This window comes from Sphaerisporangium melleum (assembly GCF_014646695.1).
Classification (GTDB): Bacteria; Actinomycetota; Actinomycetes; order Streptosporangiales; family Streptosporangiaceae; genus Sphaerisporangium; species Sphaerisporangium melleum.
In genome coordinates, this window is the sequence record NZ_BMNT01000064.1 from 1 (window position 1) to 10,543 (window position 10,543).

A 10,543-nucleotide genomic window follows, 5' to 3' on the forward strand; every position below is an offset into this window, starting at 1 on the left:
ACCGGCAGAGCATGCCGATCGGGAACTTCCCCGGCAGCTTCGGCTCCACCTACACCACGATCATGAGCGACACGACGAACAACCTGTTCGAGGCGGTCGAGGTGTACAAGCTGCAGAACCAGAACAAGTACCTGATGATCGTCGAGGCGATCGGTTCGCAGGGCCGCTACTTCCGCTCGTTCACCGCCGACAGCCTGAGCGGTTCTTGGACGCCGCAGGCCGCGACCGAGAGCAACCCGTTCGCGGGCAAGGCCAACAGTGGCGCCACCTGGACCAACGACATCAGCCACGGTGACCTGATCCGCAACAACCCCGACCAGACCAAGACGGTCGACCCCTGCAACCTGCAGCTGCTCTACCAAGGCCGCAGCCCGAGCTCCAACGGCGTCGACTACGGCCTGCTGCCCTACCGCCCGGGCCTGCTGACCCTGCAGCGCTGACGGCATTCGGATGTGCCTGACGCCCCACCGCCGAAGGCGTACGCCGGGGCACGTGAGCACACCCGAACATGATCGGGCCGGCCGTCGCCACCACCGGACGCGCTGACCACCGGTCACCACCAGGAGACCCCCGGACCAGGCGGTCCGGGGGTCTTCGATGTCCGGTCATGTCAGGGCTCGTCAGCCGGGTTCCGCCATCGCCGTGAGGCGGCGGGCGAGCCGGGCGACCGCGTCCCGCAGCTCCGCGGGCTCCAGCACCTGCGCCTCGAAGCCGAGCCAGGCGACGTGCACGGCGATCCGGTCCAGGTCGTCCCCGCCGACGATGAGCACGCACCAGCCGTCACGGTCGTCCTCGACCCGGCCCACCGAGGACGGCACCAGTTCCCGGACCCGCTCGGGCCGGGCGCGCAGCCGGACCCGGGCGACATGGCGGTACGGCGCCTGCGTCACCGACCGGTGCACGTAGGCCACCGGGTCCGGATGCTCCCGCGCCCGGAAACGGAAGGTCGTCGCCGCCACCTCGCGCATCCGGTCGAGCCGGAAGGTGCGCCAGTCCGCACGGTCGAGGTCCCAGGCCATCAGGTACCAGCGGCGGCCGGTGGCGACCATCCGCACCGGCTCGGCGGTGCGCTCGTGCTCCCCGCCGTGCCGGCCGGCGTACCGGAACCGTACGCGCACGGTGTCACGACAGGCCCGGGCCAGCGTCACCAGCAGCTCCGCGTCGATCTCCGCGGCCGGGCCGGCCAGCGTCTCGGTGGCGCCGAACACCGCCCGCACCTCCGCGCGCAGCCGGGGCGGCATCACCTGGTCGAGCTTCGTGAGCGCTCGCAGCGCCGCCTCGCCCGCCCCGGCGACCGTTCCCCCCGACGCCAGCCGCAGGGACACCGCCGTCGCTATCGCCTCCTCGTCGTCGAACAGCAGCGGCGGCAGGCGGGTGCCCGCGCCGAGCCGGTAACCGCCGCCGACGCCCGCGCCCGCCAGCACGGGATAGCCGAGCGCGCGCAGCCGCTCCACGTCGCGGCGCACCGAACGGTCGGTGACCCCCAGCTCGGCGGCGAGTTCGGCGGCGGTCCAGGACGGCCGGTGCTGCAGCAGTGCCAGCAACCGCAGCACCCGCTCGGTCGTCCCCACCACGTTCATTCGCCCATCGTGACACGGATAGCGGAAGGCAGCTGTCCGCTATCTGCGCGAGGGTGGTGCCATGACCCACCTCACATGGAACTCTCAGCTCCGGGACCAGATCGCCTGGCACTGGACCGAACAGTTGCGCGACCGGCTCGACGGGCTCACCGACGACGAGTACTTCTGGGAGCCGGTGCCCGGCTGCTGGAACGTCCGCCCGCGCGGTACGGGCACCGCCCCGATCCAGGCCGGGACCGGGACGGTGACCATCGACTTCGCGATGCCGGTCCCCGAACCGCCGCCGGTCACGACGATCGCCTGGCGACTCGGGCACGTGATCGTCGGCGTCCTCGCGGCGCGCAACGCCGCGCACTTCGGCGGCGCGCCCGTCGGCTACGAGTCGTTCGAGTACGCCGCGACCGCCGCGGGGGCGCTGGCCCAGCTCGACGCCGAGTACGCCACCTGGCTGGCCGGTGTCGAGTCCCTCGGCGAGGCCGGTCTCGCCCGCCTGTGCGGCCCGGCGGAAGGGCCGTTCGCCGAACGTCCGATGGCGGAGTTGGTGCTGCACATCAACCGCGAGCTGATCCATCACCTGGCCGAGGTGTGCCTGCTCCGCGACCTCTACCGGAACACCGAAAGGCGGGCGAGCTGAGATGGCGCACGAGGTTCAGATCACTTTCGACTGCGCCGACCCCGCCGCTCTGGCGGAGTTCTGGGCCGAGACCCTCGGCTACCGGCTGCAGGCCCCGCCGCCGGGGTTCGAGTCCTGGGAGCAGGCGCTGGAGGCGATGGGGATACCGCCGGAGAACCGCAACGACGCCTCGGCGGTGGTCGATCCGGCCGGCCGCGGGCCGCGGCTGTTCTTCCAGCGGATGCCCGAGCCCAAGCAGGTCAAGAACCGCGTGCACATCGACGTGCGGGCGGCCCCCGGATCGCAGGGCGACGCGCGGATGGCCGCCCTGGAGGCGGCGGCCGAGCGGCTGGTCTCCCGCGGCGCCGCCCGGCTCCGGCGATTCGAGCCGGCTCCTCCGCTGGAGGCCGGGCACATCATCATGGCCGACCCCGAGGGCAACGAGTTCTGCCTCGACTGATCGATGAGGGGAATGCCGGGCGCCTGCACCCGGCATTCCCTTCACCTGCGGATCCGCCGGCCCGCTCCGCCGTGATCGGCACACCCTCGCCGCACGCCACCGTCGCCGGGCCGTGACACGACCATGACACCGCGAAGACCAGGCGGGCACACGGCCGGTCGATAGTGCGTCGGGTTGACCGGCGGGCGGGTCACGGAGCGTGCGGGTTCATCGGCGATGTCCCGGCCGTACGGGAGGGCCCGGTGCCCGCTCCGCCCCGGACCGCCCACGGCCGCGGCGAAGGCGATCAGGAGGAGTAGACGTGGTTGATGGCGGAGCATGGGACCGGCGTTCGCTGTTGCGGGGCGCCGCCGTGGTGGCCGGTGCCGCCGTGACCGTGCCGCTGTTGGGCAGGGCGGCCACGGCGCGGGCCGGCGGCGGTGACGCGGACGCGCTGTTCCAGGCCGGGCATTTCCAGCAGGCCGGCCGCGCGTACGAGGAGATCCTGAGCACAGACCCAAAGAACGTGCACGCGGCCCGCCAGCGCGGCTATGTGGGGCTGCTGTCCAACCGGTTCCCCGACGCCGAGAAGTACCTCAAGAGGGCCATCGAGCTGGCACCGGCGACGAGAAGGCCAACCGGCTGCGGCCGAGCGGTTGCGGATCCGCACCGACCACGACCGCCCGATCGAGACGTCGGCCGGGGGCGATTTCCTCACCGCCTACCCCTGCTACCCGAAGGAGGTACGCCTCGGCGCCGCCGCCGCCCACGACGCCTACTGCTACGTCGACAATGTGCTCGACCACGAAGGGTTCGACGTGCTGGCCAACTTCGTGCACAGCTTCTACAAGCCCTGCAACCTCACCCTCGACTTCACCGGCATGAACCTCTACATCGCCCCCGGCAAGGCCTCCTGATCGCCGCGGCCGTCACGGTATCGCCGCGGATGAGATCAGGCCCGGAGACCGCATCCGTCCCGCGCGGGGACCGCGACGGGACGGAAGGCCGTGGGCAGGGTGGGGCCGCGGGCGGTGCGTGTGACCGCCCGCGGCCCGGTGGGACCCTATGTCAGCTGCGCACGCTCCACTGCTGGTTCGTGCCGCCGTTGCAGGACCACAGGATGAGCTTCGTACCGTTGGCGGTGCCGGCGGCGTTGGCGTCCAGGCACAACCCGGACTGCACACCGGTGATGGTGCCGCTGGAGTTGACGTTCCACTGCTGGTTGGTCTGTCCGTTGCAGTCCCAGATGATCACCTGGGTGCCGTTGGACGTGCCCTGGTTGTTGGCGTCCAGGCACTTGTTGCCGAACACCTGCAGCTGCTTGCCGGAGGTGTAGGTGAACCGCTGGCTGGTGGCGCCGTTGCAGTCCCACAGCTGCGCCTGGGCGCCGTTGGTCGCCGTGCCGCCGGTGATGTCGACGCATCGGCCCGACTGGGCGCCGACGATCGTGCCGTTCTGCTGGTTGCCACCGCCGTTGCCTTGCCGGACGAGCGACTTCGACTCGGCCGAGCGGTTCCCCTGGGCGTCCACGACGTAGAGCCGGTACTCGCCGGCCGACGTCGGAACGGCGATGGAGGTCGCGGTGCCGCTCGCCCTGGTCATCGTGCTGCCGGCGGTGAAGGTCGTCGTGCCCAGCGGAGCCAGCCAGACCGACTTGCCGGCGTCGCCGGTGCTCCGGATCGGAATCGAGGTCACACCGGCACCGACGAACGTGCTAGCGGGCAGGACGTAGTCCGGCAACGAAAGATTGCTCTGCGGGATGATGTTCCGGTACGCGTCCTCAAGGCCGGAGTTCACGGCGATGCCATAGGCCTGCGCCGGCCACACGTAGTCGGAGGACACGAGGATGTCCTGGACCGTGCTGTTCGGCAGGTTCTTGTTGGAGACCTTGTTGATCGGGCCGTACGTCTGCGTGATGCTCAGGTCGTGCTTACGGCCGAAGTCGTCGGAGTTGATGAGCCACGTGACGTTCTTGTCCACGCTCAGGACGTTGTCCCGGAACGTCATGTACGCCGAGCCCTCGTCCGGGTGCAGGCCGTACTTGTGACCGGACGGCACGCCCTGCAGGTAGTTGTTGGTGATCGTGGTTCCCGGCTGGCTGCCCAGCGTGTAGATCGGGGCCGTGTCACTCAGGCGCTGCACCGTGTCGATGATGTGGTTGTAGCTGATGGTGTTGTTCTTCGCCGTGGTGGTCGGCCGGTTGGGCGCGATCGAGCCGGACGACCCGTCGAAGTTCCACCATCCCCAGCCCATCGTGATGCCCGACCACGGGGACTTCTCGATGCGGTTGTGCTGGATGGACAGGGTGTCGGCGAAGTACGCCGTGATGGGGCTGTGCCCGTTGAACAACACGGCACTGTCGTAGATGTAGTTGTTCTTGATGTCGATGTTCTTGGGGGCGCCTTCCACCGCGACGGGATACTTCTCGCGGTTCGACGAGGTGTAGTCCCCGATGTAGACGTGCTGCGGGTGGCCCACGACGATCGCGGATCCGGCGATGTCGTTGGTGAAGTTCCCGATCAGCTGGGTGTTCACCACGTCGTTGGCCATGGTGATTCCGTCGACCCCGGTGTGCTGGACCCGGTTGCCCTGCAGGACGAGCCCGTCGGCGTTCTCGATCTGGACGGCGCCGGGTGCCATGTCGACGTTGCGGTAGTAGTAGGCGTGGAAGTTCTGCTTGGCGTACGCCTGCGCGCCGAGGTTGCCCTGCTGGGCCTGCTTGAACGCCGAGCCGGCCACGTTGAACAGGTTCCAGTCGGAGTGCTGCACCGTGAGGCCGGAGAAGGTGATGTTCCGGACGCGACTGCTCGTGGAGGTGCCGGCGACCTTGATCAGGGTGGACACGTTGTTCGGCGCGAAGACCGTCGCGGTCGACATGTTCTCGGAGCTCGACTTGTAGTAGTACAGCGTCTTGCTCGTCTTGTCGAAGAAGAACTCGCCCGGCGCGTCCAGGAACTCGTAGGCGTTCATCAGCTTGTGGCTGCCGTTGATCTGCGCGTTCCCGTTGAAGGCGCCCTGCGCGATCGCCGCACCCGGCTGCTGGAACTGAGCGATACGGTTCGACCCGTCAGAGGTGACCTGCCGGACGCTCACGATGGCCGTGGTCCAGGTCGTCGACGTCTCGATCTCGATGTCGTCCTGGTTGTTCGGGATGGCGGGGAAGTCGTTCAGGTTGTACTTCGCCCCCGCGCACTGCGAACCCGACTCCCACGCCCAGGCCGCCTGCCCGGCCGTGATGTTGTAGGTTCCGGAGCATCCCCCGGAGTTGACCGTCTTCGAGGCCATGTACGCCCGCTTGTCGTTGACATAAAGGGCGCGGAGCTTGTTGCCGCGATTCAGCGGGGCTTTCCAGATGTTGCCGCTGTGCTGCGTCCAGCCGGTCACCTGAACGCCGCCATTGAGGACCGGCGTCTCGTTCTGGTAGGCGGCGTAGAAGACCCGGTAACCATTGGTGCCGGAGTCGGCGGCCGTGAAGTCGATCGTGCTGCCGACCGGATAGTCGCCACCGCGGAGGTACACGTAGATGTCGCCGGTCATGCTGGAGTTCACCGTGCGAACGACGTCCCTCGCGCGCTGCAGCGTTTTGAACGGTGACGCGAGCGTTCCAGGATTGGCGTCGTTGCCGTCGGGGGCGACGTAGTAGGTCGCCTGGGTCGCCGCCGAGGCCGGGGAAGCACCGGTGAAGGCCGGCAGCAACACCGCGGCGACGAGCACCGCAAGCGCTGCCAACGCTTTCTCAGTGGTGGACAGGGCTGACTTCACGCTCTATTCCTTTCGCTGGTTCCGAGCTGACGTGCCGCCCGCGCGCTGTTGTCGCCGGGGGGTGTGGGCGGTGCCGGCCGGTCTCGCGCATCGAGCATTCGCCACAGGCGGCTCATGTGCTCTCCGCATGCGAAGGACGAGCTCGCCGATGCTGAGGGACGCTGGTGGTCCGCCCCGGCGCCGCGATGACGAGGGTCACCGCCGCCGGGGTGCGAGAGGTCTCCTCATCACGCCCCAAGAATCCGTGGCAGACATGGCGTTACCATTCGTGACGTTCGTAACGTATAACGTATGCCGACTGATGTATGGGGGTAATGTCGCATTAACAGAGGTGTCTCGCAAGAGTCGATCGAGCGGCGGAACCGCACCCTGGCCCACCCCGGCACCACACCGCCGGGGGCTCTCGCGTGACACGGCGGACCTCCCGCGGGTCGCGGTGGCACCTCACCGCGCACGGGCACGGTACGACCTGGCAACTCGCGGACCCGATCTACCAGGTCAGGGGCCGAGGCGCCCGGCCCTGCCCGGTCACCGACGGCCCGGCACAATCCTGCACGCGGCACCCGCGACACACCAGATCCCCGATGAGCCGGCGCCTCTCCAGGGCCGAGCGAGGAGGGAAACCGCGTCCATCGGCAGCGGCGCGGCACGCGTACCGCTGAAACTTTCAGCGACCGGGTGTGATCACCGTCGCCGGACGCACCGAGCCGCCGGCACGGGGAAGGCCGGCGTCAGGAGTCGGCAAGCGGGAACCCGGTGGTCTTCTTGATGGTCTTCATGGTGATCTGCGAGTTCATCCGGGCGACGCCGGGGAGGCTCGCCAGGTCGCTCATGTAGAGGCGCTCGTAGTCTTCGGCGTCCTCGGCGACCACCCAGAGCAGATAGTCCGGATCGCCGAACATGCGACGGCACTCGAGGATCTGGTCGATCTCTCGTACCCGCGCCTCGAACGCCTCGATGATGGCCTGGTTCTTGACGCCCATGTTGGCGTGCACCAGCACCTGGAAGCCGAGACCGACCGCTGCCGGGTCCACCTCGGCGTGGTAGCCGAGGATGACACCGGCGGACTCGAGGTTGCGCACGCGGCGCAGGCAGGGCGAAGGGCTGAGCCGCACCCGCTCGGCCAGTTCGACGTTCGACAGCCTGGCGTCCAGCTGCAGCTGGTGCAGAATTGCGCGATCAACATCGTCCACGGCAGAAAATTCTAAGCTAATGGCATTCGGTAGTGGAACTAGCCCAGGGATCGATTTACTTGGGGTGGAATCACACAGTTTGAGGCGGTGGATGCGTCGTGGAACCTGCGCAAGAGCAGGGAGGGGAGCGGCTGCCGGTCATCCGGGACGCGGTGGGCATCGGGCTCGCGACCAGCACCTACGGGCTGTCGTTCGGGGCGCTGGCGGCGACGGCCGGTCTCGACCTCCTGCAGACGTGCGCGCTGTCGAGCCTGATGTTCACGGGCGCGTCGCAGTTCGCGATGGTGGGCGTCATCGCCGCCGGCGGAAATCCGTTCTCCGGGGCGGCGGCCGCCGCGCTGCTCGGCGCGCGCAATGGGCTCTATGGTCTGCATCTGGCCCCGTTACTCCGGCCGAGAGGCCGGCGGCGGCTGTTCGCCGCACAGTTCGTGATCGATGAGAGCGCCGCGATGACGATCGGCAGGCGGGCGCCGGAGGCCTGGCTGGGGTTCTGGGCCGCGGGGCTGTCGGTCTTCGCGTTCTGGAATCTGGCCACCCTGCTGGGTGCGCTCGGGGCCAGGGCGTTATCCGACCCGTCGGTGCTCGGGCTGGACGTGGTGGCGCCCGCGGCCTTTCTGGCGTTGCTCGCGCCCCGGATGACCAGCCGGGAACCGTGGCTGATCGCCGCGCTCGGCGTGGCCGTGGCGTTGCTCCTGGTCGGGCCACTGCCACCTGGTCTGCCGATTCTCGCCGTCGCGTGTGCCGCGACGGTCGCCGGACTCGTGCTCAGCCGTGGCGAAGCCGCGAGCGCCCCGCCGGAGCAGACGGAGCAGGGAGGGATGGAAGTGATGGACCAGTGATGCTCTGGGCCGCGATCGGGGCGGGTGCACTGTGTTGTTATCTGCTCAAGCTCGGTGGTCTCTCGGTGCCGGAACGGGTGCTGCGGGATCCACGGATTCAGAAGGTGGCCGCGCTGCTACCGGTCGCACTGCTGGCCGGTCTCATGGCCATCCAGGCGTTCTCCAGCGGGCAGCAGGTCGTGCTGGACGACCGCGCGGTGGGGCTTTCCGTGGCATTGCTGCTGGTCATCCTGCGTGCGCCCTTTCTCGCCGTGGTGGTCGGAGCCGCCCTGGCGACGGCACTACTGCGCGCGCTGATCCCCTGACCGCTTCCCCCGTTTCTCGAACGACTGACCACTTCTGCCCCTCTCGGGAATTCCCCCCGGCTCGCCGGCCGATCCGTCGAGCGCGGGTGAACCGCGGCAGTGGGATTTCGTACCGGCAAAGCCGAGAAGAGCCCGTTCAAAGGACTCGTCATGGATCCACGCGTACACGGGCCGCCTCAGGAGCGTCGGCCGTTCGACCGGCCTGTGCGGAAATTCGGCATTCCAGCGAACCAGCCTATTGAAGGCACTTCTCGACCGCCCAGCGGACACCGGCGACCTTGACCAGGGCCATCAAGGGCTGCAGGGCTGCTGGGCAGGCGCGTAGCAGCGGTAGACGGCAGGCTCGTTGAAAATGACCATCCAGCCGTCAGGATCCACGCTGTGGCTCGCGGCCACCGCACGATCTTTGGTTGTCTTCACAAACTCCGAAAGATCACGCGGTGGCCGTCTCCCAAGCGACCCCAGCGCATCAAGATCGCCAAGTCCCACCGGAGTACTAGATGGTCACCCCACAGGGGGGCGGACGGTGCGCGTCACGGGCACTTCGCGCGCATCTTGGGGCTCCAGCCGTTGTGGACGACGTACTTGCTTCCTGCGTAGTAGCTGACCTGGCCCTGCAGGCGGTAGGTGAAGGTGGTCCCCCGCTTGCAGCCCTTGTACAACGTCCTCTTGCCGGCCCCGTACCAGGAGGCGCTGGAGATGTTCTGCCAGCCCCACCAGCGCTTGCGCTGAAGCATGATCTTGATGCGCTGGTTGCGGGAGCAGCCGATCGCCTGGCCGGTCGCGGCCACGTGTCCCTTGCGCATCTCCGGACGGTACACACGCACCTGACGGCAGGACATCGCCGTCGAGTCGGCCGCAGCGGCCGTGGTGACGGTGGTGAGGGAGGTCTGGGCGCTGGTCTCGACGGACGCCTGTGCGGGGGCGCCCGCGGTCAGAGCCGTGGCGGCGATCGCCGCACCGAGGACCATCGTGTTGAGCGTTCGCATCGGCTTCTCCTTGGTGCTCGTCGTACTGGACACCGTGAAGGTAGCCAGGCCGATGTTGAGAACCTGTTGAGCATCTGTTGAGCGAACGATCAGCGAGTACTCCAGTGACACATCGCGATCCTGCTTGGGATCTGCGCTGGTAGTGGCAGCGCCGGGCGGTTGGCTGATGGCGGCACCGCCAGTCTGACCAGCGCAGGATGTCCGTGATCGTGTGGGTCGTGGTCAAGAGCCGGCCGAGATCCGGCAGCGCTACGGCCCTGACGACCTGGTGGCCGCCACCATCGCCAAGGCGACCCCGTGCATCCTGTCGGCCGTGCGATCCATCGAGGGGCGGTTGGCGTTCAGCCGGTGTACGGCTCGCCGGTACCGCTGAGGTAGTGGCCAATGCGCAGCCGCATCGAGACGCCGCCTTCAAGATCTCGTTCGCCCGAAGCCACTCCGCGTTCCCCGCGCGCAGCCGCTAGATCTCCTCCGCATCCATCGTGGTCGTACCGGGACGCCGCCCGGCATCGATCTCGGTCCGGCGCACCCAGGTGCGCACCGTCTCAGCCGCATCGATCCCCAGCTTCACCGCGACCGCCTTCATCGCGGCCCACCACGGCCTCCGTCAAACTCGGCGACAACCAGGCGAAACCAAGATCATTGGACGTATATTGCACGGGTGTCGAGATGCGACTGCCGCAATTGCATGCCGCTGCTCTCCCCGGTCTCTGCCCTGTCACCTACTCTTGGCAATAGGCGCAGGTCAGGCTGCGAATCACAAGGTCAACCAGGTGCCCCCGGCAGGATTCGAACCTGCGGCACCCGCTTTAGGAGAGCGGTG

The 10,543-nt window shown here is 68.3% G+C and carries 11 protein-coding genes and 1 pseudogene; 7 read left to right on the plus strand and 5 right to left on the minus strand.

Annotation, left to right across the window (positions count from 1 at the left end; all coding sequences use genetic code 11):
* A partial coding sequence (locus IEY93_RS35155; protein ID WP_268241603.1) for a non-reducing end alpha-L-arabinofuranosidase family hydrolase occupies positions 1–440 on the plus strand: 440 nt, incomplete at its 5' end.
* A gap of 180 nt (positions 441–620) precedes the next feature.
* On the opposite strand, the gene IEY93_RS35160 is transcribed toward IEY93_RS35155, so the two are convergent.
* Positions 621–1,580: a helix-turn-helix transcriptional regulator gene (locus IEY93_RS35160; RefSeq protein ID WP_189167498.1), complete on the minus strand. Its 960-nt coding sequence runs from the start codon at positions 1,578–1,580 to the stop codon at positions 621–623.
* Positions 1,581–1,641: 61 nt separating this feature from the next.
* Here IEY93_RS35160 and IEY93_RS35165 point away from each other — a divergent pair, with 61 nt between their 5' ends.
* The 3 genes from IEY93_RS35165 (at position 1,642) to IEY93_RS35175 (ending at position 3,549) form a co-directional block, all read left to right on the plus strand.
* On the plus strand, positions 1,642–2,214 hold the full coding sequence (locus tag IEY93_RS35165) for a DinB family protein (protein ID WP_189167499.1): 573 nt from the start codon (positions 1,642–1,644) through the stop codon (positions 2,212–2,214).
* 1 nt (position 2,215) lies between these two features.
* A complete protein-coding gene (locus tag IEY93_RS35170; RefSeq protein ID WP_189167500.1) occupies positions 2,216–2,653 on the plus strand; it encodes a VOC family protein in 438 nt (145 codons plus the stop codon).
* 635 nt (positions 2,654–3,288) lie between these two features.
* Positions 3,289–3,549 (plus strand): hypothetical protein, encoded by a 261-nt coding sequence (locus IEY93_RS35175; protein ID WP_189167501.1) that lies wholly within the window; start codon positions 3,289–3,291, stop codon positions 3,547–3,549.
* Between the two features lie 151 nt (positions 3,550–3,700).
* Here the strand turns inward: IEY93_RS35175 and IEY93_RS35180 are convergent, their stop codons facing one another.
* Entirely contained in the window at positions 3,701–6,361 is a 2,661-nt protein-coding gene (locus IEY93_RS35180) for an RICIN domain-containing protein (RefSeq protein ID WP_203968460.1), read from the minus strand.
* 764 nt (positions 6,362–7,125) lie between these two features.
* On the minus strand, positions 7,126–7,587 hold the full coding sequence (locus IEY93_RS35185; protein ID WP_189167503.1) for an Lrp/AsnC family transcriptional regulator: 462 nt from the start codon (positions 7,585–7,587) through the stop codon (positions 7,126–7,128).
* 98 nt (positions 7,588–7,685) lie between these two features.
* On the opposite strand from IEY93_RS35185, the gene IEY93_RS35190 reads away from it, so the two are divergent.
* On the plus strand, positions 7,686–8,426 hold the full coding sequence (locus IEY93_RS35190; protein ID WP_189167504.1) for an AzlC family ABC transporter permease: 741 nt from the start codon (positions 7,686–7,688) through the stop codon (positions 8,424–8,426).
* On the plus strand, positions 8,426–8,731 hold the full coding sequence (locus IEY93_RS35195; protein WP_189167505.1) for an AzlD domain-containing protein: 306 nt from the start codon (positions 8,426–8,428) through the stop codon (positions 8,729–8,731). The genes IEY93_RS35190 and IEY93_RS35195 overlap by 1 nt, the downstream gene beginning before the upstream one ends.
* A 533-nt stretch (positions 8,732–9,264) precedes the next feature.
* Here IEY93_RS35195 and IEY93_RS35200 read toward each other — a convergent pair.
* Positions 9,265–9,720, minus strand: a complete 456-nt coding sequence (locus IEY93_RS35200) for a hypothetical protein (protein ID WP_189167506.1) — start codon at positions 9,718–9,720, stop codon at positions 9,265–9,267.
* Between the two features lie 211 nt (positions 9,721–9,931).
* Here IEY93_RS35200 and IEY93_RS35205 point away from each other — a divergent pair, with 211 nt between their 5' ends.
* A complete protein-coding gene (locus IEY93_RS35205) occupies positions 9,932–10,093 on the plus strand; it encodes a hypothetical protein (RefSeq protein WP_189167507.1) in 162 nt (53 codons plus the stop codon).
* 27 nt (positions 10,094–10,120) lie between these two features.
* On the opposite strand, the pseudogene IEY93_RS38980 reads toward IEY93_RS35205, so the two are convergent.
* Positions 10,121–10,315: pseudogene (locus IEY93_RS38980) on the minus strand (IS3-like element ISMyma3 family transposase); the annotation flags it as partial.
* Positions 10,316–10,543: the final 228 nt, after the last annotated feature.

Excerpts from the sequence above, each read along its gene's own strand:
- IEY93_RS35170 (WP_189167500.1), top strand. The coding sequence starts at position 2,216 with ATGGCGCACGAGGTTCAGATCACTTTCGACTGCGCCGACCCCGCCGCT.
- IEY93_RS35200 (WP_189167506.1), bottom strand. The coding sequence starts at position 9,720 with ATGCGAACGCTCAACACGATGGTCCTCGGTGCGGCGATCGCCGCCACG.
- IEY93_RS35160 (WP_189167498.1), bottom strand. The coding sequence starts at position 1,580 with ATGAACGTGGTGGGGACGACCGAGCGGGTGCTGCGGTTGCTGGCACTG.
- IEY93_RS35165 (WP_189167499.1), top strand. The coding sequence starts at position 1,642 with ATGACCCACCTCACATGGAACTCTCAGCTCCGGGACCAGATCGCCTGG.
- IEY93_RS35195 (WP_189167505.1), top strand. The coding sequence starts at position 8,426 with ATGCTCTGGGCCGCGATCGGGGCGGGTGCACTGTGTTGTTATCTGCTC.